The organism is Flavobacterium sp. UGB4466 (assembly GCF_903469665.1).
In the GTDB taxonomy this organism is placed as follows: Bacteria; Bacteroidota; Bacteroidia; order Flavobacteriales; family Flavobacteriaceae; genus Flavobacterium; species Flavobacterium lipolyticum.
In genome coordinates this window covers 32430-57735 of sequence record NZ_CAGKLC010000015.1, presented here as the reverse complement: position 1 = coordinate 57735, position 25306 = coordinate 32430, and the positions used below count along the sequence as shown (strand labels likewise).

Annotated in this window: 17 protein-coding genes; 8 read left to right on the top strand and 9 right to left on the bottom strand. The window is 36.5% G+C overall.

Annotated elements, in window-relative coordinates; all coding sequences use genetic code 11:
• Nucleotides 1–227 precede the first annotated feature (227 nt).
• The 7 genes from JO950_RS06475 (at nucleotide 228) to JO950_RS06445 (ending at nucleotide 13598) form a co-directional block, all read left to right on the top strand.
• Entirely contained in the window at nucleotides 228–2408 is a 2181-nt protein-coding gene (locus tag JO950_RS06475) for a M1 family metallopeptidase (protein WP_202701903.1), read from the top strand.
• A gap of 705 nt (nucleotides 2409–3113) precedes the next feature.
• Nucleotides 3114–6194: a TonB-dependent receptor gene (locus JO950_RS06470; protein WP_202701902.1), complete on the top strand. Its 3081-nt coding sequence runs from the start codon at nucleotides 3114–3116 to the stop codon at nucleotides 6192–6194.
• A gap of 9 nt (nucleotides 6195–6203) precedes the next feature.
• Nucleotides 6204–7901 carry a RagB/SusD family nutrient uptake outer membrane protein gene (locus JO950_RS06465; RefSeq protein ID WP_202701901.1) on the top strand — a complete coding sequence of 566 codons (1698 nt, stop codon included), beginning with the start codon at nucleotides 6204–6206 and terminating at the stop codon, nucleotides 7899–7901.
• 93 nt (nucleotides 7902–7994) lie between these two features.
• Complete coding sequence (locus tag JO950_RS06460; RefSeq protein ID WP_202701900.1) at nucleotides 7995–8615, top strand: hypothetical protein; 621 nt, start codon at nucleotides 7995–7997, stop codon at nucleotides 8613–8615.
• A 100-nt stretch (nucleotides 8616–8715) separates the two neighbouring features.
• On the top strand, nucleotides 8716–10041 hold the full coding sequence (locus JO950_RS06455) for a DUF3472 domain-containing protein (protein WP_202701899.1): 1326 nt from the start codon (nucleotides 8716–8718) through the stop codon (nucleotides 10039–10041).
• Between the two features lie 260 nt (nucleotides 10042–10301).
• Nucleotides 10302–11657 (top strand): Gfo/Idh/MocA family protein, encoded by a 1356-nt coding sequence (locus tag JO950_RS06450; protein ID WP_230000595.1) that lies wholly within the window; start codon nucleotides 10302–10304, stop codon nucleotides 11655–11657.
• Between the two features lie 87 nt (nucleotides 11658–11744).
• The gene (locus tag JO950_RS06445) at nucleotides 11745–13598 is read left to right on the top strand and encodes a beta-galactosidase family protein (protein ID WP_202701897.1); all 1854 of its coding nucleotides are present in this window, start codon (nucleotides 11745–11747) and stop codon (nucleotides 13596–13598) included.
• Between the two features lie 256 nt (nucleotides 13599–13854).
• On the opposite strand, the gene JO950_RS06440 is transcribed toward JO950_RS06445, so the two are convergent.
• The 7 genes from JO950_RS06440 to JO950_RS06410 all read right to left on the bottom strand — a co-directional run bounded on the left by JO950_RS06440 (nucleotide 13855) and on the right by JO950_RS06410 (nucleotide 20592).
• Complete coding sequence (locus tag JO950_RS06440) at nucleotides 13855–14106, bottom strand: hypothetical protein (protein ID WP_202701896.1); 252 nt, start codon at nucleotides 14104–14106, stop codon at nucleotides 13855–13857.
• 657 nt (nucleotides 14107–14763) lie between these two features.
• Nucleotides 14764–15786, bottom strand: a complete 1023-nt coding sequence (locus tag JO950_RS06435) for a hypothetical protein (RefSeq protein ID WP_202701895.1) — start codon at nucleotides 15784–15786, stop codon at nucleotides 14764–14766.
• Between the two features lie 370 nt (nucleotides 15787–16156).
• Nucleotides 16157–17155, bottom strand: coding sequence for a hypothetical protein (locus JO950_RS06430; RefSeq protein ID WP_202701894.1), 999 nt, complete (start codon nucleotides 17153–17155; stop codon nucleotides 16157–16159).
• Nucleotides 17156–17535: 380 nt separating this feature from the next.
• Nucleotides 17536–18564, bottom strand: coding sequence for a hypothetical protein (locus JO950_RS06425; protein ID WP_202701893.1), 1029 nt, complete (start codon nucleotides 18562–18564; stop codon nucleotides 17536–17538).
• 14 nt (nucleotides 18565–18578) lie between these two features.
• Nucleotides 18579–19112: a hypothetical protein gene (locus JO950_RS06420; RefSeq protein WP_202701892.1), complete on the bottom strand. Its 534-nt coding sequence runs from the start codon at nucleotides 19110–19112 to the stop codon at nucleotides 18579–18581.
• Nucleotides 19113–19154: 42 nt separating this feature from the next.
• The gene (locus JO950_RS06415; protein ID WP_202701891.1) at nucleotides 19155–19817 is read right to left on the bottom strand and encodes a hypothetical protein; all 663 of its coding nucleotides are present in this window, start codon (nucleotides 19815–19817) and stop codon (nucleotides 19155–19157) included.
• Nucleotides 19818–19878: 61 nt separating this feature from the next.
• Nucleotides 19879–20592 (bottom strand): hypothetical protein, encoded by a 714-nt coding sequence (locus JO950_RS06410; protein ID WP_202701890.1) that lies wholly within the window; start codon nucleotides 20590–20592, stop codon nucleotides 19879–19881.
• A gap of 827 nt (nucleotides 20593–21419) precedes the next feature.
• Here JO950_RS06410 and JO950_RS06405 point away from each other — a divergent pair.
• On the top strand, nucleotides 21420–22640 hold the full coding sequence (locus JO950_RS06405; protein WP_202701889.1) for a gliding motility-associated C-terminal domain-containing protein: 1221 nt from the start codon (nucleotides 21420–21422) through the stop codon (nucleotides 22638–22640).
• 100 nt (nucleotides 22641–22740) lie between these two features.
• Here JO950_RS06405 and JO950_RS06400 read toward each other — a convergent pair whose 3' ends face one another.
• Nucleotides 22741–23142: an OsmC family protein gene (locus JO950_RS06400; protein ID WP_017497321.1), complete on the bottom strand. Its 402-nt coding sequence runs from the start codon at nucleotides 23140–23142 to the stop codon at nucleotides 22741–22743.
• The gene (locus tag JO950_RS06395) at nucleotides 23142–25268 is read right to left on the bottom strand and encodes a LysM peptidoglycan-binding domain-containing protein (RefSeq protein ID WP_202701888.1); all 2127 of its coding nucleotides are present in this window, start codon (nucleotides 25266–25268) and stop codon (nucleotides 23142–23144) included. The genes JO950_RS06400 and JO950_RS06395 overlap by 1 nt, the downstream gene beginning before the upstream one ends.
• Nucleotides 25269–25306 lie beyond the last annotated feature (38 nt).

Below are 25306 nucleotides of genomic sequence, written 5' to 3'. Positions count from 1 at the left end.
AAAAAAGATTAAACAGATAGTCCCGATGCATCGGGATATGTGTAAAAAGAGAACAGAAAAGAAATAAATTTCTTTCAAATAGAAGATTATGTGTATTTAGATGAAGTGAAACGTCTTTTTTATGCGTGCAGCACTTATGTTACTATGTGTTAAAATGAATTACACCCAACAGAGAATAATAGTTTAAAACAATAATCAATCAAAATAATCATTCTAAAAACCAAAAAATGAACAAACAATTTTTAAAGTATTCTCTTTTTAGTCTTTTCCTTGTTGCCGGGCAAAATACGATGGCCCAAAACAGTGATCAGACCAAAAACCCATTATCTGTTTATCAGGTTACCCCGCTAAAAGTAAATGACCTTGTGCACACCAAACTAGACGTATCTTTTGATTATGGAAAACGTTATTTATACGGAAAAGGATGGCTGACTTTAAAACCTCATTTTTATGATACCGATTCTCTTAGACTGGATGCCAAAGGAATGGATTTCAAAACTATTGCTATGGTTGATGGAAAAAAGACAATTCCGTTAAAGTATACCTACGACAATGAACAGCTTTTGATCACCTTAAACAGAAAATATAAAAGCACCGAAAAATACATCATTTTCATCGATTATACCGCAAAACCGGACGAACTAAAAGTCAAAGGAAGTGCTGCCATAACGGATGCGAAAGGTTTGTATTTTATAAACCCTGACGGAAAAGACGACAAACCGATTCAAATCTGGACACAGGGTGAAACAGAAGCCTCATCGGCATGGTTCCCAACCATTGATAAACCCAATCAGAAAACAACTTCTGAAATTGCGATGACGGTTGATGCCAAATACACTTCACTTTCAAACGGAAAACTAATCTCCCAAAAAGTGAATAAAAATGGTACACGTACCGATACCTGGAAAATGGAACTGCCGCATTCACCCTACCTCTTTATGATGGCTGTAGGTGATTTTAAAATTTACAAAGATTCTTATAACGGACAAGAAGTAAGTTATTATCTGGAACCAAAATATGCGCCCTACGCCAAACAAATTTTTGGGAAAACTCCGGATATGATGAAGTTTTACGGCAAAATGCTTGGGGTAGAATATCCATGGGGAAAATATGCTCAGATTGTAGCAAGAGACTATGTTTCGGGTGCCATGGAAAATACTTCGGCAACCTTACATGGTGAGCACGTACAAAAAACCGAAAGAGAATTATTAGACGATAATCAGGAAAGTACTATTGCACACGAACTTTTTCACCAATGGTTTGGAGATTATGTAACTGCCGAATCCTGGTCGAACTTAACCATGAACGAATCTTTTGCTACTTTTGGTGAAGTCCTTTGGCACGGGTATGATGAAGGACAGGATGCCGAAGACCGTTCTCGTTATGAAAAACTACAAAACTGCCTGCGTTCTTCCAAAGATGGAGTTAGTCCGCCATTGGCACGTTTTCATTATGGAAACAAAGAAGATATGTTTGACAACATTAGCTATTCCAAAGGTTCTATCATCCTGTATGCTTTAAAAAATCAAATGGGTGACGCAGCCTTCTTTAAATCTTTAAATAAGTATCTTACCACCAATGCCTTCAAAACAGGAGAAAGTCATCAATTGCGTTTAGCAATGGAAGAAGTAACCGGAAAAGACTGGAGTCCTTATTTTAACCAATGGTACTTTCAGGGCGGAAATCCTATTTTAAATATTGAATACGGTTATGCCGATGGTAAAGCAACAATGGCAGTAAAACAAGTCCAGGAAAGTTCCGTACAAACCTTTACCTTACCGTTAAAAGTAGATTTTTATGTTAATGGAACCAAAGTCAGAAAAGATATTTTAATGGACAAAAGAGAGCAGGATTTTAGTTTTGACCTGCCTTCAAAACCCGATTTCATAGATCTTGATCCGGACAAAATTTTAGTGGGTAAGGTCATTGACAATAAAAAAATATCCGATTATCTATATCAATACAAAAACGTTCCTACCTACTACAACCGAGTTGAAGCGATAAAATTTGCGGCAAAAGACAAAAGTCATGAGGCACAGCTGATTCTTTTAGCTGGCCTACAAGACCAGAGAGACGATTTAAGAACCCGCAGTATCCGTGCCATTGATTTGGCAGACAATACTATAAAAGAAGCTGCACTTAAAACCTTATTGAACATTGCCCAAAATGATAAAAAAACTTATGCGAGAGCTTCAGCCATTATCAAACTTGCCGGAACGGGTGATGCTGCTTACAAAAATTTAATGATTGAAAGTACTAAAAACCAATCTTACAATGTAGCCGCAGCAGGAATCTTAGGATTGTCGAAATATTCCCCGGAAGAGGCTGATAAAATAAAAGCAGCTTTAGACGAAGATACCAGAAATCACATAACGCCTTTGCTTACAGAATTTAACAATCAAAAGTAAGCATCCAATAGCTGAATAGTCGGCCTTACTTAAAATAACAAAGAAACAAGGTTTTATAATTAGTACTTAAAAATATTGTTTCTATAGCCTCTCTAATTTGATTAGAGAGGCTTTTTTTTATCCAGAAGAAAAAATATGCTCTTTAAATTAAAATATTATTAGAAGACTTTCATTGCATCTTTTTTTTACAATCAAAAGCTCTTTTAAACCTTCCAAAATTCTCTGTTCCGAAAAACCCAGTTTCGCTGCCCTAAATCAGCTAAAAAAATAGGGATTTTATAGTTTTTTTACTTCATAACAAAGTAATCCAAAAAAACATTATTTACATAAATAAGACCTGTTTTTAAACGAATTAATTCTTTTTACAAAGAACAATTACAATTACCCATAAAATTCTCACTTTTTAGTTCAGTCTTTATTTTTTGCTCCCTACGCAGCTCATCTATTTTTAGGGTCAAATTTAGGCTATTCTGCAAAAAAATGTGCTCGAGAACACAAATTTTGTGTGTTCGAGCACATTTTTTGTGTTTTTTCTTGGTTAATAAAAATATAATCAATAGTTTCGTCAGGTAGTTAAAACTACCTATCAGATTTTTCCTTCTTAAAAAAGCTTTTTTAGGTTAAAAAAGAATAAAAAATCAACATCATAATTACAACAAAAAATAACCGCAAAAAACAATCATTAACCAAAAACCAAACAGAAGTATGAAAGAAGCACTTTCAAAAAATCCTAAGATTTTAAAGTTGCAGACAGTACTTGATAAAAGTTTAAAAACAACATTGTGTACCTTGTTGTCCGTAACTTTTCAAATTACAACTGCTGCTCCCTCAAAAGAGATTTCTTTAAACAAAACCAGTTTACTGGCCTTCCAAAAAATAGTGAAGGGTAAAGTTGTAGACGACAAAGGAATTCCGATTCCAGGTGTAAATGTTATTATAAAAGGATCCAAAACGGGGGTTCAGACCGATATCGATGGAAGCTTTGCCATTGAAGTACCCAATGCTAATACGATTTTAGTATTCACCTTTTTAGGAATGCAGGATCAGGAAATTCCTGTTGGAAACGGCACTATTAAAGTGACAATGAAAGAAGCCGGACAGCAGATGGATGAAGTTGTTATCGTGGGGTACAGCAAAGTAAAAAAAGAGAGTTTAACCGGATCGTTACAAACTTTAGACAACAAAAAGTTATTGGATGTTACTACTCCAACTGTTGAAAACTTACTGGCTGGAAAAGCAAGTGGAGTTTTTGTCAGTACCAGTGGAGGTGAGCCTGGTGGTGCCTCAAAAGTGATTATTAGAGGTAAAACTACCGTAAACGGAAGCACTGACCCGCTTTGGGTAGTAGACGGTGTGATCGTTGGAAACAGTTCTCCTCCTATGAATCCTTCTGATATCGAAAATTTAACGGTTCTTAAAGATGCTGCTTCTACGGCCGTCTACGGTTCACAAGGAGCCAATGGGGTAATTGTAGTTACTACAAAAAGCGGGAAAGCCGGGAAATCAATCATTAATTTCTCTTCAAGAACAGCACTGTCTACCATAAACAATGGAAATCTCAAAATGATGAACGGATCTGAGCTGTATGATTATTACAATTCTTTCGCCAACAAACAAGATTTTCAAAATGTTTGGTGGTGGACTCCTGAATTAAGAAACAAAAACTACGACTGGTGGAAAAATGGTACTAAAACAGGGATTGCTCAGGATTACAACTTATCGATTAGTGGTGGTGGAGAAAACTTTAAAAGTTATGTTTCCTTAGGAGTTTATGATGAAACCGGAGCTATAAAGGGCTACGATTATAAAAGGTATAACGGTTTGATGAAATTTGAATACAAACCAATTTCATGGCTTACCATAAAACCACAGATCAATCTAACGCGAGAAAAAGTATACAACCAGCAACATGATGTTGGAGCAATGTATCGTAACCTGCCTTGGGACAGTCCTTATTTACCGGATGGATCATTAGTAGGAAATGCACCAAACCCAACTTGGGTAAATACGACCGGATCTAACTATTTGTATGATTTACAATGGAATTATTCTGAATCAGAAAAATATACTGTTCGTGCCAATATGGATTTCGATGCAAAATTAACAAGCTGGCTGACGTATTCCTCTGTAAACAATTACATATTTGACAATTACAATTCAACATCTTATTCGGATCCTAGATCGTCTTCAGCCTTAGCTGTAAAAGGTAGAATTGAAGATCAATTTGAAACTTATAACAAGCTATACACCAATCAACTGTTAAGGTTTAACAAATCGTTTGGTGTACATAATGTGAATGCGGTAGCCGGTTATGAATGGAACGAATATAATTTCAAAAAAACACAGGCAATTGCAACAGGTATTCCTCCCGGAATTAGTGTAACAGACCCGGCTGCCAAACCTGAAGCTGTAAACGGAAACAAGAGACAATGGGCCGTGCAATCTTTACTATCAAATATCAACTATTCTTATGATAATAGATATTTGGCACAATTTTCTTTTAGACGTGATGGAGCATCGAATTTTGGTAAAAATGCTCAATACGGTAATTTCTTCTCTATTAGTGGTGGATGGAATATCCATAAAGAAGCTTTCTTTAAAGCAGATTGGGTAAACAACTTAAAATTAAGAGCTAGCTATGGTTCGGTAGGAAATCGCCCAAACAGTTTATACGGCCACTTGCCATTATATACTTTTGATTATAGCTATGATGAAAACCCAGGTGCCTTAATTTCACAATTAGCAAATCCCGATCTAAGCTGGGAAAAAACATTTACTACCGGTGTCGGTCTGGATATAAGCCTCTTCAACAGAGTAAATATTACTTTAGATTATTACGATAAAGATACTTCTGATTTATTGTACCAGGTTCCACTTCCGGGTGTTATCGGAGTAACTCGTATTTGGAGAAACGTTGGAGCTGTAAACAACAGAGGATTTGAGGCTTCTGTTAATGTAGACATCATCAAAACTAAAGATTTGGTTTGGTCCTTTGACGCCAATATTGGGTTTAACAAAAATAAAGTAACTGGTCTTTATGGTGACAAACAGGAAATAATTGTTTCCGATCGAAGCGGTGTAGAAGGTGCTGCTAAAAAATTACTAAAACCGGGATACGATGTAGACAGCTGGTTCTTAACCGAATGGGCTGGTGTTGATCCTGATAATGGGAAACCGCAATGGTTTACTACCAATGCTTCGGGAGAACGTGTAAAAACTTATAGTTATGGTGAGGCGTCTAAATATCAAAAAGTAGTTGGCTCTTATACTCCTGACTTCTTCGGAGGGTTCTCTACCAGTTTAAACTATAAAAACTTTGATTTTGCAGCAGTTTTTAGCTATTCTGTTGGAGGTGAAATCTATAACTATGCGAGATCAGAATTTGACTCGGATGGTGCATATTCTGACAGAAACCAAATGAATCTAAATAACGGGTGGAGTCGTTGGGAAAAACCGGGTGATATCGCGACACATCCACAAGCCATTTATAACAATCCTAGTAACTCTCAAAAATCATCTTCCCGTTTCTTAGAAACCGGAACTTATTTAAAAATGAGAAGTCTTTCTTTGGGGTATAACATACCGTTACAACACTTACACATTACCAACTTAAGATTATTTATAACCGGAGAAAACTTATTTACCATCTCCCATTTTTCTGGTGTATCACCTGAGTTGTCACCAAATTGGGATGCCTCAACTGAAGAGTATGTAATTTCTGGTGTCGCCAGAGACATGTACCCGCAAACACGTAAAATTACACTAGGTCTCAACTTAACGTTATAAAATAAAATCATGAAAAAGATATTACTATTAGGTATTGCAATTAGTGTTCTGAGCTCATGTGAGTTAGACAGAGAACCATTTTCTTCCTATACAAAAGATAAAATACAACAAGATAAAGAAGCTTCGGTAGAAGTATTACTAAACGGCTGTTATGCCCAATTAAAAACCTGGTCAGATGTGATGCACCGCGTTGGTGAATATCCGGGAGACAATATCATGATTAGAGGAACTTCTACGGATCACTTTTACTCTTTTATTTCCTATCAGCATGTTCCTGACAATAACAGATTATCTACTTTTTGGAACAATGGTTACAAAATCATTTCACAATCAAGTGATTTGATAACATCCATTAAAGAAGGAGAAAGCCCGGCTATCGATCAGCAATTAGGAGAAGCTTATTACTTAAGAGGCATGATTTATTTTTACTTATGCCGTACGTATGGAAGACCTTACGCACAATCGCCTGAGACCAATTTAGGTGTGCCAATTGTAAACGGCCTGCCAGCGGATCTTTATAATCTAAAACTTCCGGACCGTTCTACTGTAAAAGCAACCTATGACCAAGCGATTAACGACTTGAAAAAAGCGGAAGCTCTAATGTCTGTTGGAAAATCTGCTGCTTATGCTACTAAAGAAGCGGCACAAGCCATGCTTTCAAGAGTGTATTTGTATATGAGTGGTACCTATGAAACGCCAAATCAGGAGTATGCCTCACTTTCTATTGATTATGCCAAAAAAGTAATCATGAGTGGCAGATACAACTTATTAAGCCGTGCAAACTTTATGAAATACAATACTTTTGCGCCGGATGCTGCTGAACAAACAGAAACTATTTTTGCAATAAAAAGAGTAGCTTCAGAATATTCAGGATTTGATCATTATTATGGAATTGGAGGAATGTATGCCAATATTCAGGGACAAGGATGGGGAGAAATGTATGCCAGTGGAGAATACCTTGACTTGTTGAGAAAATCCGGACTCAAAAAAGATGCGCGTTGGGCTTTTATTGATCCGCAATATACCAAAGATGCCAGTGGAAATAAAACAGAGGCTTTCCGCTTTATAACGGATGTTTTCAATGCCGGCGGTACACAAACCGGATACAATTATGTGCAACAACCATTAAAAACAAAAGCTGACGGATCCTATTTTATCACAATTGGAACAACAGATTACAACCTTACAGTAGTAAATGCAGCCGAAAATCAATACTCCATCTCTTATCAGGGAAAAACCTATACCGGAGAAAAGGATTACATGATGCTTTTAAACCGTGTGTATCCAATGTTTTACATCACAAAATGTTCTTTGCAAAATAATGATTCGCACCTGCACTCCCCTATCATCTCGAGATTGGCCGAAATGTATTTGAACATGGCAGAAGCTTATGCAAAAAAAGGAGATTACTCTAATGCTTTGACTAACCTGAACATTATTCGCGAAAGAGCAATTGTTGGTGGAGGCTACACCTCTCTTAGCAGTACAAATGCTTCACAGCGCATTGATGAAGAACGTCAGTTAGAATTGGCTTTTGAAGCACATCGTGGTTATGACGTCTACAGAAACGGACAAACCATGACACGCCGTTACCCTGGTCCTCATTTACCAATGAATGATGTTCCGGCAACAAGCCCTCGTGTGGTACAATACATCCCACAATCTGAAGTCAATGCTTATCCGGGAACTTTAACACAAAACCCATAGTTTTTTATTTATTGTTTGTTTTGAAACCTCTCTAATTTGGTCCATTAGAGAGGTTATTTATAATAATCCTTTTAACCTATTAAACCTTATTATATGAAAAAACTCCTATGCTTACTTTCCTTATCCCTTCTTATTTTCAGTTGTGTCAATGAAGAAATTTCAGAACAACCGCTATCATCAAATCAAGCTTCGACTTCACAATCAGGCGCTAAAAAATCTACTGCCTTAACTGCAAAATCAAGTAGTATACAATACTCCCTTTTTCAGATCACACAAGAATTTAATTCAGGAACTGAAGCAGTAATTGTTGGAGAAATATATTGTTCTCAAGCTGTTGAGGCTAAGTTTCAATTTGGATACCACGGAAATGTACCTACTAAATATGAAGTTAGAATGCCTGGTGTTCCATTAATAACTTCTGCCTTCGGGCCTTCTAATCGAACAATAACTACACAATTGCTTCCCGGAATTAATACATTCTCGGTTACTGTCAAATTTTCAGGCCCAAATCAATACGCTAATGCAAAGCTTTCTTTACTTTCAATAAATAATGATACCTCTTTAAATGCGGAAGGTGATATTGACTTAACAGCTCAAGGATATAGTGAACAAAAAGCAGTAGATGGTTCATCAAACTCGATGCATGCTATTTGTAGCAAATGTGGAGCCCTAAACCTGAAAGATGCTTTAAAATGTATTAGTTGTGGTAAATAATCATTTTAAATATTTATTTGTTTATACCTCTCTAATTAAAAGAGTTAGAGAGGTTAATTTAAAAAAGAAGAATACATTTATAATAACTTAATCTCAAAAAATGAAAAAAATAGTATACCTGTTTTTTGCTTCTTTTCTAGTTTCGGTTTCCTGTGTTGGCAGCAATGATGATGTACCATCGGAAAATGAAACCATAGAAAATCCAAAAACAACAATTTCTCTGCCCCTTGGAGGAAATGCGTATAGTTCTAAACATTTAGACGGAAAAAATACCATTACAGATAATGGTATCGAAAACTGGACAGATTCCAACGAGTTTTTCACCGCCTATTTCAGAATTTCTAAACCCGGAACCTTTCAAATTACCGTAGAAGGATCTGTTGAAGTTTATGGGAAATCTGAACTGGAATTTTCGATCAATAACGAAACTAAAAAAGTAAACTTCACCACCTCAAAAAAGGCTGTTATTGCAGGAACCTGGAACCTTAAAAAAGAAGGATATATTGCTGTTAAAATAAAAGGAATCAGTAAAACCGGCGATCGTTTCCCGTCTATTAGTCGTTTAACGATTGCAAGTGCTGATTTTGACGGTAAAATCTCGTATGTACCCAACAATGAAGGTGATTTCTATCACTGGGGACGTCGTGGACCTTCTGTTCATTTAAACTATCAGACTCCAGAAAACACCAACACCGAGTGGTATTACAACGAAATTACCGTTCCTCAAAACGAGGATAAAATTGGATCTTATTTTATGGCAAATGGTTTTGGCGAAGGTTACTTTGGAATTCAGGTAAACTCAGCCACCGAAAGAAGAATTTTATTCTCGGTTTGGAGCCCGTTTACCACTGACGATCCTAACAGTATTCCGGAAACTCATAAAATTAAACTGCTGAAAAAAGGTGAAAATGTACACACAGGCGAATTTGGCAACGAAGGTTCAGGTGGACAGAGTTATTTAAAATACAATTGGAAAGCTGGAAACACCTACAAGTTTTTACTTCGTGGATTGCCTGCCGGTAATAACACCACCAACTATACCGCTTACTTTTATGCTCCCGAACTGAATAAATGGTTATTGATTGCCAGTTTCAATCGTCCTCAAACCAATACCTATTTGAAACGATTTCACTCCTTTCTGGAAAATTTCATCCCGGAACAGGGAGATCTGTCACGCAAAGTCCTGTTCAATAATCAATGGGTTTGTGATGAAAAAGGCAACTGGTTCGAAATTAATTCAGCACGCTTTACAAACGACAACACTGGGGCAAAAGAATACCGAATGGATTTTGCAGGAGGAACGGAAGAGGGTTTCTTTTATCTAAAAAACGGAGGTTTTTTTAATGACTATACCACTCCAAAAACTATTTTTACAAAACCATTAACGAATAAAAAACCCGAAATAAATTTCAATACATTACCATAAAATTATGATGAACAACCATGGCAATGCTAAAATGATAAAATTAGCCACAGATTAGAAAGATCCGCACAGATTTCTTTACTAATTGCGTGTAAAATCTATGTGAATCTTTCTAATCAGTGGCAAAAAACATTCTCGTTATGCATTTCACCCAACGGTTTACTAAAAATACAACACAACAATAATCCCCGATAATCGGATTTTAGATTATCAATCATTTCAAATCAAAATAATACATTATGAAAACTAGTATTTTAAAATTCATGTTAGCCGCCTGTATTCTGTTTGGAGGAACAAACGCATCGGCACAAATGATTAAAACCAAAACACCTGCCCGCGCAAAAGGCCAGACCGATGTTTTGCGTTTGGCAACAGCACCAATACCTACTGTTCGTGTTGCCTTTATAGGTCTTGGGATGCGTGGTCCCGGAGCAGTTGAGCGCATGACACATATTCCGGGTGTAGAAATTGTCGCTTTATGCGATATGACACAGGAAAACACTTCTAAAGCAAACGAAACCTTAACCAAAGCCGGATTTCCTAAAGCTCAGGAATTTTACGGTGACGAAAATGCCTGGAGAAAAGTAACTGCTTTACCTAATGTGGATTTAGTATATATCGCTACCGACTGGAAACATCACGCAATTATTGGTGTTCAGGCCATGAAAGACGGTAAACACGTAGCCATAGAAGTTCCGGGTGCAATGACAATGGAAGAAATCTGGCAACTTATTGATACTTCCGAAAAAACCCGTAAACACTGTATGCAACTTGAAAACTGTGTGTACGACTTCTTCGAACTTACTACCTTAAACATGGCGCAGCAAGGTGTGTTTGGAGAAATTCTACATGCCGAAGGATCTTACATTCACGGACTTCAGCCTTTCTGGGGAGAATACTGGAACAACTGGAGAATGGATTACAACATCAAACACCGTGGCGATATTTATGCTACGCACGGTATGGGACCGGCTTGTCAGGCTTTGAACATTCACCGTGGTGACAAAATGAACTTTTTAGTTTCTATGGACACTAAAGCAGTTGGAAATCCGGCCTACATCAAAGAAAAATCTGGAAAAGAAATCAAAGATTTTAGAAATGGAGATCACACCATGACCATGATTCGCACCGAAAACGGAAAAACAATCCAGATTCAGCACGATGTTACCTCTCCACGTCCGTACAGCAGAATGTACCAATTAAGCGGCACAAAAGGTTTTGCCAACAAATACCCATTAGAAGGATATGCTTTAGACGGCAAAGAACTAGGTGACGACGTAAAACCAAATCACGAAAAATTAAGCGCACACTCTTTTGTTCCTGCAGAGGTGAAAAAAGCATTAATGGAAAAATACAAACACCCGATTGTAAAAAATATCGAAGAGCAGGCTAAAAAAGTCGGCGGTCACGGAGGAATGGATTTCGTAATGGATTACCGTTTGATTTACTGTCTGCAAAAAGGACTTCCGTTAGACATGGACGTTTACGATTTAGCCGAATGGTCTTGTTTAGGGCCTTTAACAGAGATTTCTCTTGACAACGGTTCAGCTCCTGTAGAAATTCCTGATTTTACACGTGGCGGATGGAACAAGTTGAAAAAATTAGAATTTTCAGAATAAAAATTTATTGGTTAGTTAGTAGAAACAAGAGGGCGCGATTTATAGTGCTCTCTTGTTCATTATAGTCAACACTAATTACAATTAAAGATGAAAAAAATATACCTTACCTTTCTGTTTCTTTCTCTCACCCTTTCTGCGGCAGGACAAGAGAAGCAAAGTTTTGCTATTGCCAATGGAAATTTCCTGTTGAACGGAAAACCCATACAAATTCACTCCGGAGAAATGCACTATTCCCGCATTCCGCAGCCTTATTGGCGCCATCGTTTAAAGATGATGAAAGCCATGGGTTTAAATGCTGTGGCCACCTATGTATTTTGGAACTATCATGAAACGGCACCCGGAATCTGGGACTTTAAAACCGGAAATAAAAATCTGGCCGAGTACATTAAAACGGCTCAGGAAGAAGGTTTATTTGTGATCTTACGTCCGGGACCTTATGTTTGTGCCGAATGGGAATTTGGAGGTTATCCGTGGTTTTTACAAAATGTTCCTAACATGGTCATTCGCGGAAATAATGCGGCCTATCTGGGGGCTACAAAAGCTTATTTTACCGAATTGTACCATCAGGTTAAGAATTTACAAATCACCAAAGGAGGCCCGATTATTATGGTTCAGGGCGAAAATGAATTTGGATCCTATGTAGCACAACGCAAAGACATCCCACTTGAAGAACATAAAAAATACAGTGCAGCCGTTTTTCAGCAATTGAAAGATATTGGTTTCGAAGTTCCTTTCTTTACTTCAGACGGAAGCTGGTTATTTGAAGGCGGAGCGTTACCGGGTGCTCTCCCAACGGCAAATGGCGAAAGTGATATTACAAAACTAAAAAATGTGGTCAACCAATTCAACAACGGACAAGGTCCGTACATGGTGGCCGAATTTTATCCGGGTTGGCTGGATCATTGGGCAGAACCTTTCCCGACACAAACTCCCGAGGAAACTGCAAGCCAAACACAAAAATATTTAGACAATAAGGTTTCATTCAACTACTATATGGTGCATGGTGGGACTAATTTCGGTTTTACTTCCGGAGCCAATTACGACAAAGAACATGACATTCAGCCTGACATGACTTCTTACGATTACGACGCTCCAATTAGCGAAGCAGGTTGGGCAACCCCAAAATACAATGCGTTAAGAGCCCTGCTTAAAACCAATGTAACTCCGGCTGTTCCGGCAAAAATGCCTGTGATCACTATTCCGAACATTACCTTAACAAAAGCCATTGATTTAGCCGATTTAAAGTCTAAAATCCCTCCTGTAACGGCAGACCATCCTTTAACCTTTGAACAGCTCAATCAGGGAGACGGTTATGTTTGGTACAGCAAAAGATTTACACAGCCTATTAGTGGGAAACTAGAATTAAACGGACTACGTGATTACGCCATAGTATATGTCAACGGAAAAAAAGTAGCAGAGCTAAACCGCTATTACAAAAAATACGATTGTGAAATTGAAGTTCCCTTTAATGCAACACTAGATATTCTGGTGGAGAATATGGGACGTATCAATTACGGTTCTCAAATTAATGCCAACAATAAAGGAATTATTAGCCCTGTAATAATCAATGGCGAAACCATTACCGGAAACTGGAAAATGTACCCATTACCAATGGCTCAGGAACCGGATATAACGGCTTACCAAAACTCAGGAAAAACAGATCGCCCTACGGTATACCAGGGAACCTTTAACCTAAGTAAAACCGGAGATACCTTCCTGGACATGCGCGACTGGGGTAAAGGAATTGTTTTTGTAAACGGAATCAATATTGGACGCTACTGGAGTGTTGGTCCTCAGCAAACATTGTATGTTCCGGGCTGTTGGCTTAAAAAAGGTAAAAACACCATACTGATCTTTGAACAGAAAAACGGAAAAATTCAGAAGGAGGTAAAAACAGTTAGCACTCCGATTTTAGAGGATTTAAAACCCGAAAATGACTAGTAAGCCAGAGGGTTCCTGAAAAGTCACTCGCTCACTATTTTCTTTAAACAACAAATCCTTTTAAAACTGCTTTTTTTTAGAGAATCAACTGAAACTAGTGGCTGAAAAAAATGTAAAAAAAATGACCCATTTTGAATATCAAAAAGGTCATTTTTTTATTTTTTAATATAAAGAGAATTACTTCTTAATTTATTTTTTCGCTTTCAATTTATTAAAAAAGCACATCATCTATTTTAGAAAACCGATACAGAAAGTACTATTCTTTAATAAAACGCTTGATCCTATTTTTTATTTTAAGGATATATAATCCTGTACACAGGGCATTAACATATTTGGCTCCCATAGTTTTTATATCATCCGAAGAAATTTTATATTTTAGTAGACTTCCCTGATTGTAATAATAAATAGACCATAAATCATTGTGGCTGCTCTCGTCTGTTCTTGGATTTACCGACCAAAAAACCTTCTCCCCTACTACCTTTACATCAGCCCCCCGGATAAGTAACATTTCCTGTGTTTCCACTTAGCTGACCATATACAGCCGGAAAGACCATACACTACTATAAAAAAAAAAATGTCACAATCTTACTCAATTAAAATGAAACATCATCTTGTCTAATCACATTCCTAAAAGACATATTGCAGCGGAGTCATAGTAAAATTTCAAACTTTGCATTATTTTTAATCAAATAATATCAAGCTACTCTAATTGACCATCACTTATTCAGAACCAAATAGAGCTTTTACTTTGCAAAAACAAATCTAAAAAGAAAGAATATCACTACTTAAAAGTGGTGATAAAAAATTAGATCATAAAAAAAAACCTCGTAAAAAATTGGGCTGTCCATTTATAAATTCAAGGATTAGGCTAGATTAAAAAAACGGATCAATCATTATACATACACCTAAAAAAAGACCTCATTTAAGTTTATGGATAAAACACCAAGCTTTACACGTAAAAAAAACAGTCAGCAAAACCTGACTGGTGAATGTAAATTATTAATGTAAAGCTATTATCCTGTTTTAGAATTGCTTATTTCAAACTACTTTCGGTTAAAAATAATTTTCTTTTCGATTTCACTGGTTCAACTTAAAAATTACTTTGAGATCTATCTAAAGAGAAATTCCATCAAAAGTTAAACCACAAAAAAAACACTCTTCAAATCTAAAAACCATCACCTATTAATAACCAATCTGTAGCATCACTTTGAAGATTAATGATTCTATTACCAGCTAAAGTAGTACTACTGGTCCCATTTTTATCCAAATAGGCAGATATGGTAATATCCGTACCCGAAATATTCTTAATGACATAAGTCCTTCCCTTACAAATACTCGCTGCAGGCAATGTTACTGCTGTACCCGAATACGTTCCGGATTTTAAAACAACCGTGTAATCATTGTCGATTAAAGTTGTACTAGCCGTTACTGCTCTTATGGGTAAAGAAAATGACCCGCCAACCTGTAAAACAGAATTGGCAACTCCATTTGTAAACACTCCAACTCTAACGGTACTGGTTGCACCTGTTCCCTGTCCTTGTATACGCATCATCTCAGAGTAATTGCCCCAATAATAAAAGTAATTTTGAAATAAAATTGGCTCATTACCATTGTCTCCGATAATAAATTCTAAGGAAGCATTATTGGTACCTGCAGATCCTATTTCAAAAAAATCACTGCCGCCGCCAGCACATCCTTTCATTCTAAAATTTCCATCAGTGTTCGTAAAAAATATAGGTTTATAATCAGTACTTACGGGAACTTCAAATTGCAAGGCCGAAACTCCTCCGGTGCCTCTAAGATAAGCCATATATTGATCTGCATTATTGTAATCTGGTTTAGTCAAAGTTAGTCCTAATGTACCACGCTTTCCCAATTCCAAAATAGGAGTATTATTAGATGCCAAAGTTACTTTTGTATCAGTGGTTGTTCCCAACAAATTTGTTGCCACTGCATTTGAATTACCATTTAAGTTCCAATTTCTTTCACTTTGACTTTCCCTTCCCATTCCTATTAAAAAAAGGGTACCATCACTTAAGCCAATATACAATTGATTGGTATCGGTGGTTTGGTACAAATCACCTTGCCCGGCATTGGTAATCGTTGGAACTAATGCCGAATTGATACTAATCTGGCAAAAAGTAATATTACTTATGAGTACTGCTAAAAATATAAACTTAATCTTCATTCTTGTTTTAAATTTATTTATTTTTTACGATTAAAAAAGGTTCATTATTGACCGTGGTTCCCCATAAAACAGAAGCTAAAGCCCCTATGTATGCCCCTTTAATGACATGACAGTGATGCGTCGGCTGTTATTGTTATTTCATTATTGTAAATTTATTTAACACATAAAAACGTAGGTTTTGTATCCCTAAAAAAGGTATTTCATTTGATACACCTACCCTTCTATGAGAAAGAAATAGTTCTCTTTTTTACAACTAAAATCTATGTTGCTATCTGTTACATTATTTTCTGGTCAATTATCTCCCAACGCGTTAAACGTAATGCTCTAAAATCTATAATAAAGAGATAAATTCTATAAAACCTAATAACTATCACTTAATTTGCTGCCAATCAACATTATCACTTTGAAAACTATAGATTCTATTATTTGCTAAAGTAGTTCTACTGACTCCAGTCCGGCTTATATATGCGGATATGGTGATGTCAGCACCCGAAAAATTCTTAATAACATAAATTCTTCCTTTACAGGTACTCACCGTAGGTAACGTAACCCCGGTACCTGAATAAGTTCCGGATTTTAAAACAACCGTGTAATCAGTGTCGGTTAAAGTTGTACTAGCTGTTACTGCCCTTATGGGTAAAGAAAATGAACCACCAACCTGCAGAACAGAATTGGCAACTACTCCACCTGTAAATATACCTACTCTCACAGTACTTGTTGAGCCACTTCCCTGACCTTGTATTCGCATCATCTCAGATGTACCATCAGTAACACTATTCTTTTTAAATATAATTGGCTCATTACCTTTGTCTCCGATAATAAAATCTAAAGAACCATCTGAAACATTTGGGTCCTCTGCACCTACAGACCCAATTTCAAAAAAACCAGTGCCGGCACCTCCTTTCAGCCTAAAATTTCCATCTGTATTCATAAAAAATATAGGTTTATACTCAGTACCTGCGGGAACTTCAAATTGTAGTGAGGGTGAAACTCCTCCGACTCTTCTAAGGTAAGCCATATATTGATTTGTATTACTGCTATTATACTTTAGTCCCAATGTACTGCTCCTTCCTAATTCAAGAAGAGAATTGTTATTAGATTTTAGGGCTACTTTTATATCATTAGTAGTTCCTAACAAACTTCTTGCCGTCGCATTTGAATTACCATTTAAGAGCCAACTTCCACTTCCTATTAAAGAAAGGCTACCATCGCTCAAGCCGATATACAATTGATTCGTATCGGAGGTTAAATATAAATCCCCTAGCCCGGCATCGAGAAACGTTGGAGCTAATGCCGAAGTGGTAGTAATTTGAGACCGACTCATGTTACTGATCAGCAGTACTACTAAAAATATAAACTTAATCTTCATTCTTTTCTTAAATTTGTTTAATTCTTTTCGCGATTAACAAAGATCCACTATTGATCGTGGTTCGCGATAAGGCAGAAGCTGTAAAAACTTATGTACTCGCTTTAATGACAGTGATACGCCACTGTTGTTGTTATTTTATTTACTGTAAATCCGTTGGGTAAATTCATTTAACACACCGTAACATAGGTTCCGTATCCATAAAAAACACCTTTCACTTCATTTAAATACACCTATCCTTTTTCTATGAGAAAGAAAAATTTCTTTTTTTCTCTTTCTACAACTAAAATCTATACTTCCAGGTACTACATCATTTTTTGTTCCTTACATCCAAAGGATTATTGCAATGCTTTGAGGTCTATAAAAGAGAAATTCCATAAAACCTAATAATCATCACTTGTAAGTTGCCAATCTGTAGCATCACTTTGAAAACTATAGATTCTATTATTTGCTAAAGTAGTTCTACTGACTCCAGTCCGGCTTATGTAGGCAGATATATTTCTGTCTGCTCCTGAAATATTCCTAATAACATAAATCCTTCCTCTACAGCTACTTGCTGGAGGTAATATGACCTCTGTGCCGGAATAAGTTCCAGATTTTAAAACAACCGTGTAATCAGTGTCTGTCAAAGTTGTACTGGCCGTTACTGCCCTAATGGGTAAAGAAAATGAACCGCCAACCTGCAAAACAGAATTGGCAACTGCTCCACCTGTAAATATACCTACTCTAGCATCTCTTGGCGTTATGTTACGATCAAAATATTCTTTTCGCTGACGACCTTGTATTCGCATCATCTCAGTAGTACCATCGGCAACACTGTTCTTTTTAAATACAATAGGCCCAGTACCACCATCTCCCATAATGATATCTAAAGAACCCATATCATTGTAACCTCCAGCCCCAATTTCAAAAAAATCATTGGCACCAGTAGTCCCTGTCCACCTAAGATTTCCATCTATATTCGTATAAAACCTAGATTCATATAAAGCAGAAGTTGATTTTTCAAATTCCAAGGCCGAAACTCCTCCTCTGCCTCTAAGGTAAGCCATGTACTGATCTGCATTGTTGTAATCAGGTTTAGTCAAAGTTAGTCCCAAGGTACTACGCTTTCCCAATTCCAAAATAGAAGTATTATTAGATGCCAAAGTTACTTTTGTATCAGTCGTCGTTCCTAATAAACTTGTTGCTGCTGCATTTGAATTGCCATTTAAGTTCCAACTTCCACTTTCTCTTCCTAATAAAAAAAGGGTACCATTGCTTAAGCCAATGTACAGTCGATTTGTGTCAGAGGCTCTGTATAAATTACCCAGTCCGGCATTGGTAATCGTGGGGGCTAGTGCTGAAGTAATACGGATTTGAGCACGGCTAATGTTACTGATCAGTACTACTAAAAGGATAATTTTAAACTTCATTTTTTTTCTAAAATCTATTTAATTCTTTTTACAATTAATGAAGACCCGTTATTGGTCATACTTAGTGACAAAACAGCCGCTGTCGAAGCATACGTACGCCCTTTTATCTTAATCACGGTAGCTGCTGTTGTTACTATTATTTTAGTCACTGCAACTGAATTTTTATCCACAAGGCTGTTTCTGGTATACGTATACGCTCTTGTACCCGGTGCTTCTGTACCTCCAACCTCCAGGTAGAACTCTCCTCCGGATATTTCATTATTAGTAGTAGTTGTACTTATTCTATAGGTTATTTCATATCGGCCACTTTTACTAATCGTAATAGAACTTCCATCTACAGAAAAGTCTGAAGTATCAACAATACCGCTACTAGCAAAACTAATGTCTGAAAAGGTGCCTGCAAGCGTTTGGGGAGTCGCTGGACTGCCAATATATAGTTCAGCAAGATTTCCTATTCCCTGTTCGATATTTCTCAAAGTTCCTTTATTGTCAAGCACTTTAATCGTTTGTGCATAACCCAAATTACAAGCTGCAAAAAAAACTAACATAATATTGATTTTAAGAAACATAAGAAGGGATTTTAGAAGAAATTATTTAATATACTGAATTTCAATAACATCACCAGCATACATTGGTAAATTAGCCGCACTATAGGTAATGGTAACTTTATCTGCTGCCGCCACAAAATCGGTGCCTGTTCTTAATTTAATACCGTTTCTAAAAACAAACAATTTAGCATCTGTAGTTCCGGCTGCCAAAGCTGGTAAACCAACTACGGGAACATCTACATTCGCAGCAGCATTGGCTACTTGTGTGTACTCTACTCTGATTCCGCTCACTAAACTTTCTGCTTTCATTTTTTTGGTAGCACCTGTAGCTTCATCTCTTACTAACAAAGTCCAGCCTGTACCCGTTCCGCCATGGACTGATGCTGTTGTTGCATTGGTAGATGCGGCACCTGTTTCTAAAGCAAGACCATCAAGACCAAATACTTTTCCGCTAGCATCTATATAAGTATCATTGGTCAGTTGCCCTCCTAATTGCCATGTGGTTGTGGTGACATCAGCAGTTGTATTTACAATCTGTGTAATACCGTTATTGGATTGAAAGTACTTTATCGTACCTTTATTATCAACCACTTTTACCGCTTTCGCCCCTTTATTGACGTCCGCAGTCGCTTGCGCATTTGCTGCGGCAACTCCCAAAAGAACTGTTGCACAAAGTGCAAATTTTAAAGATTTTGTTTTCATCATTTTTCTGTTTTAATTATTTACTTATTTACTTATTTACTTATTTAGGTTTAAGTTTTTTGTATTAGTAAACCAATACGATCCGTATTTCATCGTTTTGGTAACAAATAGCACCGGACTCTAATTTTATAGTACCAGGTTTTACTATGGAAAAATCCACTCTGATACCGTTTCTATATACATTTACTTTTTGCGGATCATTAATCGGAGATACTGTTGTAAATTCTTCCTGACCTTCTTTGGCGATATACAACTCCTGTTTTTGCTGCAGAAATGAATCTTTTGGGACTTTTTTCAGGGTTCCATTCGTTTTATCTACGACTACAATTTCATCGGTTTTGAGATCTCCCGCTTCCAATCCGTTTATGGCCAATGTATTTATCGCTGTTGTGGTTAGGGTAGTGGGTGTTTCTAATGCACCTCCCAATTGCAGTTTACCGTTAGAAAATGTCAGACCGTTACCTGCTGTTAGGGATAGAGTGTCATCCGTGGTCGCTATTTTATTCCATTTATTCTTTGACCAATAATAATATCCGGGTGTGATATCTGAAACGGTGGCGGTGTTGTAAATCAATAAACTTTCAACATTACCATTTGAAATCGTCGTTAAGTCATTACTTCCTGTTAATGCAATTCTGGGAATAACAACCCCTTTGTTAGTTGAAACGATATCAAGCATCGCGGAATTATCCGGTTTAGAATTCCCTATCCCTACCTGACTATACGAGGCACCATATAACATGAGTAAAATCGAAATAAATAGTAATCTGTAGCTCATTCTATTCTTTTTTATGTTTCAGTTCCACAAAATCGTTCATTTATTTTGCAATATTAATCCTAAGAAAACCATAAACTTAATAAGAAGAAACAAATGGTATATCTGCTGTTATATCTGGAATATATCAGCTTACAAATGATTTAATACTCTCCATATAACATTATGAAGTGTTATAAGTGGGTCAGCTCAAAAAAATGGAGATGGATTGTACCGGAGATGTACCCGGATAGGTAAGAACAAACACAACAGCTTTCGTTAGAATACTACCAATAAGAATGGATGCAAAATGTTGTGAACAAAAAGATTGATTTAAATAGTACTCCAAAGTTTGAGAGAGTTTATAATAAAACCAATAGGCGAAATGCCTTTTTTTTAGGAATACAAAACCTATATATACGTAAAAACAAATTACCCCCAAAGAATGAATTAAGTTTGGGAATAAATTGAACCGGTGGAAATCTTACGAGTTTTTCCACTTATTACTTTTAGCATCCAAAAATACCCCTAAATACTCCATCAGTTACTTATCATTTATATAAGCTAAAAATATGAGGTAATATTGCTTGTAATTTTACCATAGTTGTTTAGTAATGAGCGAAAATCTATTCCTTCAATAATGTTTTTATCCTATTTTGAATTAAACACAGGTTTAGGAATTCGAACGGCATCTCTTTATTAAAAATTGCACGAAATTGGTAACATCCTGACATCGGCTAGTGCTACCCGACCAGAAATCAGGGGTAAAAAAGATACAAGTGAATAAGCTTTGAAATTTATTTAAAAAAAAGAAATAGAGCAGTAGTAAAATAAAATCGAATTTTTTTAAGATGAGAATATTAAATTTAAAAAGCAGACTGGTCCTTTTATTGATTCCATGTTTTGCCACTTCGCAAATAATCAATACAGGAGAGCTTTTTGTGGCATCCAATACTCCCGTAAGTTTTGTAAACGCCTTCGATAATAAATCTAAAGCTGTTTTAATTAATGATGGTGAATTATTTTTATACAGTCATATAAACAATGACGGTTTGATCAGTTTTAGTTCTGGTAATTCCAAAGGTATAACACGATTGAGAGGAGTCTCAGGGCATCAGAATATATCCGGAAATATCCCTATCGAACTCTATGATGTAGAATTTAACAACAATAGTAATGGTAATGCTGCAACTTTTCAGGTTTCTAACTATTTAAGCATTTCCGGAATGGCCGACTTCAAAGAAGGAATTATCGACGATGATTCTTTTGGAGGTTTGGTTATTTTTGAAAATGGCTCAGGCTGCGTAAATGTTAGTGACAAAAGTTTTGTAAATGGTGAAGTAATGAAAAATGGAAATAATGACTTTAACTTTCCGGTTGGAGATGAATTAAAATACCATTCTGTTGGGATTTCTGCTCTTAAAATGAATACTGATGCTTTCAGTGGAAAATACTCTCAGAAAGATGCTGGTATTTTGTATCCTTTTAAGAATAAAACAAGCAATATTCTGGTTGTAAATGATAAGGAATACTGGACCGTTAAAAAAATGGGAAGTACTACAGATCTTATCCTCACTTTAAGCTGGGATGAAGCGGTAACTCCGGCAAGTATTATTGAATCGCCTTCTGAGATCCGTATTGTGCGTTGGGATAGTGCTAAAAATAGCTGGCTTGACGAAGGCGGGGTAGTAAACAAAGACGACAAAACAATCTCTTCTCCTGTTAGTGTATCCGGTAATGTTATATTTACTACTGCTAAAGTAAAAAAAACAGATTCTTTTGTAGTGTATAATGCCGTTTCTCCAAATAAAGATGGACTGAATGATTATCTAAGAATTGAGGGGTTAGACGGGACTGAAAATGAACTTGAAATATACGATAACAGAGGAATTAAAGTATTCCGAACAAGAGAATATGGCTCCAATGAAAACGTTTTTAATGGATTTGCTAATGTCCAAAATGTTTTCTTAAAAAATGAAAGACTGCCTGACGGAACTTATTTTTATATTCTATCTGTCGCTAAAGATAATTTTACAACGAAACAAGTCGGGTATTTATATTTAAGTCAATAAAAAAGGGGGGATTATTTTACTTTTCACACCATAAAAATGCCCCCAAATAGTGTTTCACTTTTTTGGGGGCAATGTAATTAATGGTCTTTTAAATTTCAGATTACTTCCAGTTAAAAGTAATTTTCTTTTCAATTTCAGGGTTCAGACTTAAAAAAACCGGACAGGTCATTGCAGCGCGTTCCAGAATGGTTTTGCTTTTCTCATCGGCATCCCCTTTCATTTCAAAAGCGATTTCAATCGCTCCTATACGTCTCGGTTCTGCGTTCATAATCTTCGTTACTTCGGCAGTTGAATCAACTAAATTTACATTAAGATCACGGGCTTTTATCCCCATAATCGTCATCATACAACTTGCTAAAGCATTGGCAACCGTATCTGTGGGAGAAAAAGCTTCTCCTTTTCCGTTATTGTCTACCGGGGCATCCGAAATGATTTCACTTCCGGATTGCACATGGATTGATTTTGTTCTTAAATCGCCTAAATAGGTTACTTTTGATGTCATTAATTTGCTACTTTTAAAGTTAGATCATTATCGTAATATAAGATGTAAACACCTTTGTTTGCGTGTCCTCCATCTTCTTTTTTGTAAAATTGAAATTTATTATCAACCTGTTCTGTTGTCATTAAGTCGGCTGTTTCCTGATAGGTTTTTCCCTGAACCAAACGCATCATAGTATCAAAAGTAACATCAAATCCTCTTGTAGCATAGGTATTTGGATTTACTTTATTTTTCAATCGGTACTCTTTTTCGAAAATCAAAACAGAAGCTTCGTCACTATCACGGGTAACCGACGGATACATCAATTTCAACTTAATTAAACTATCAAAACTAATCTCATCCGAATCCAGTGTATTGTTTGGCTCTAAAACTACCAACTGTATCTGACAGGTTTTTTGAGCATCTGTCAAAGCTTTTATAGTCGTTCTAACCATTGCTGTATTGGCCGATTCCATAACTACATAGTTCATTCTGTTAGGCAATAACAAACTTTTTAAATTGGCCACATCCAGAGCTCCGGTTTCAGTCAGATTAGCAAACACAATTCCTTTTTGGTTTTGTTTGATGTAACTGATCACTGATTCTTTCTTTTTGTCTACCACCGCAACGATGTTTCCATTCTTCCCTCTCATATAATCAAAAACGGCATTTCGCACCACGTCGTTTGATGGGATCGTTTGATACAAATTATCAATTGGGTTAGCTTTGTCTTTTGATAATGGAGAAATCACAGGAATATTATACAAACGCAATGTATTGGCCGTAGATTCGGCATTACTTTGATAGAAAGGTCCCACTACGGCATTGGCATCCTGTAATTTATTTTGAGCCATTAAACCTGAAACATTGGAACTATTTTTCGTTTCCTGAGAATCATAAATGGCAACATCAATTGGCAGTTTTAAAGTTCTTGCCGAATCGATTGCCATCAAAGCTCCCGAATAAAAATCAAGCGTCATATTCAAAAATTTATCACTCTTAATTCGACTGGCAGCACTGATCGTATCCCCCTGCATTTTCGCTAAATTGAATGGCAATAATAAAACCAGTTTTTTACGATCGTTCTCCCCTCTTTTTTTAGTCAGTTCCACCACTTCCGGATTCGCGGAAACAGTTTCGGATTTCACTTTATCTACCACTTTAATTCCTCCTGTATTTTCAATTGGCTTTTCAATTGGCTTTTCAATGGTCTTTTCAATCGTTTTTTCAACTTCTTTTTCAGCAGGCTGTTGGTGTACGATAATTGGTGTTGGTGCCACATATCCTGCCGGAACTTTTAAAACCATTCCCTCTTTTACACCTTCAGAAAGTGCCGGATTTAAGGCCGTTAATTCTTCCTGAGTAATATGGAAAGTATGCGTTAAACTATAAAAAGTTTCTTTTGGTTTCACCTGATACTCCATATAAGAAGTTGCTTTTTTCGAAGTTTCCACTGCTTTTTTTGCTTCAGCCGGTTTTACAACAGCAGTCACAGGCGGAGCAGAAGTTTCTGCTTTAGGGGCAGTTCCTTTTATTGTCAGACGATACCCTACCGGTAAGTTCGAAACAATTGGAGGATTTCGTTTTTCTAATTCGTCAACAGTCATTCCATATTGTTTTGCAATTGAAAACTTAGTTTCTTTTGCCACCACATCATGGTAAACATACTTTTCCGGTGCTGCCGACTTCGGTTTCGCTGAAGTTGCAACAGTTGTTTTCACCGCACTTCCTTTTGACGGGATTTCAAGAGTTTGTCCAATCTGCAAACCGTCTTTCACCAAAAAAGGATTAGCTGCTTTTAAAGCTTCATCCGTAACATTATATTTTTTCTCAATGCCAAACAAAGTTTCTTTTGGCTGTACTTCATGCGTAATTGTTTTTCCTGAATTTGAACTTTTCACCGGAGCAACATCATTTTTAACTGCTGTTTTAGCACCGCTTGTCGGAATTAATAAAACGGTATTGGGTTTAACTCCATTTCTGGCATCCGGATTCAGAGAATAAATATCATAAGGCGTAACCTTAAATTTAACAGCAATCTGGTTAATAGTTTCTCCGCTTGAAACCGTGTACTTCACCACCTTTTCTTGTGAAAATGCGGAACTGGTTGCAAAAAAAATCAGAGACAATAATGTTGAATAATATTTCATAATAAAGCTTAAAACAATTTAATTCCTAATTCAAAAAC

Excerpts from the sequence above, each read along its gene's own strand:
- JO950_RS06475 (WP_202701903.1), top strand. The coding sequence starts at position 228 with ATGAACAAACAATTTTTAAAGTATTCTCTTTTTAGTCTTTTCCTTGTT.
- JO950_RS06470 (WP_202701902.1), top strand. The coding sequence starts at position 3,114 with ATGAAAGAAGCACTTTCAAAAAATCCTAAGATTTTAAAGTTGCAGACA.
- JO950_RS06465 (WP_202701901.1), top strand. The coding sequence starts at position 6,204 with ATGAAAAAGATATTACTATTAGGTATTGCAATTAGTGTTCTGAGCTCA.
- JO950_RS06460 (WP_202701900.1), top strand. The coding sequence starts at position 7,995 with ATGAAAAAACTCCTATGCTTACTTTCCTTATCCCTTCTTATTTTCAGT.
- JO950_RS06455 (WP_202701899.1), top strand. The coding sequence starts at position 8,716 with ATGAAAAAAATAGTATACCTGTTTTTTGCTTCTTTTCTAGTTTCGGTT.
- JO950_RS06450 (WP_230000595.1), top strand. The coding sequence starts at position 10,302 with ATGTTAGCCGCCTGTATTCTGTTTGGAGGAACAAACGCATCGGCACAA.
- JO950_RS06445 (WP_202701897.1), top strand. The coding sequence starts at position 11,745 with ATGAAAAAAATATACCTTACCTTTCTGTTTCTTTCTCTCACCCTTTCT.
- JO950_RS06440 (WP_202701896.1), bottom strand. The coding sequence starts at position 14,106 with ATGTTACTTATCCGGGGGGCTGATGTAAAGGTAGTAGGGGAGAAGGTT.
- JO950_RS06435 (WP_202701895.1), bottom strand. The coding sequence starts at position 15,786 with ATGAAGATTAAGTTTATATTTTTAGCAGTACTCATAAGTAATATTACT.
- JO950_RS06430 (WP_202701894.1), bottom strand. The coding sequence starts at position 17,155 with ATGAAGATTAAGTTTATATTTTTAGTAGTACTGCTGATCAGTAACATG.
- JO950_RS06425 (WP_202701893.1), bottom strand. The coding sequence starts at position 18,564 with ATGAAGTTTAAAATTATCCTTTTAGTAGTACTGATCAGTAACATTAGC.
- JO950_RS06420 (WP_202701892.1), bottom strand. The coding sequence starts at position 19,112 with ATGTTAGTTTTTTTTGCAGCTTGTAATTTGGGTTATGCACAAACGATT.
- JO950_RS06415 (WP_202701891.1), bottom strand. The coding sequence starts at position 19,817 with ATGATGAAAACAAAATCTTTAAAATTTGCACTTTGTGCAACAGTTCTT.
- JO950_RS06410 (WP_202701890.1), bottom strand. The coding sequence starts at position 20,592 with ATGAGCTACAGATTACTATTTATTTCGATTTTACTCATGTTATATGGT.
- JO950_RS06405 (WP_202701889.1), top strand. The coding sequence starts at position 21,420 with ATGAGAATATTAAATTTAAAAAGCAGACTGGTCCTTTTATTGATTCCA.
- JO950_RS06400 (WP_017497321.1), bottom strand. The coding sequence starts at position 23,142 with ATGACATCAAAAGTAACCTATTTAGGCGATTTAAGAACAAAATCAATC.
- JO950_RS06395 (WP_202701888.1), bottom strand. The coding sequence starts at position 25,268 with ATGAAATATTATTCAACATTATTGTCTCTGATTTTTTTTGCAACCAGT.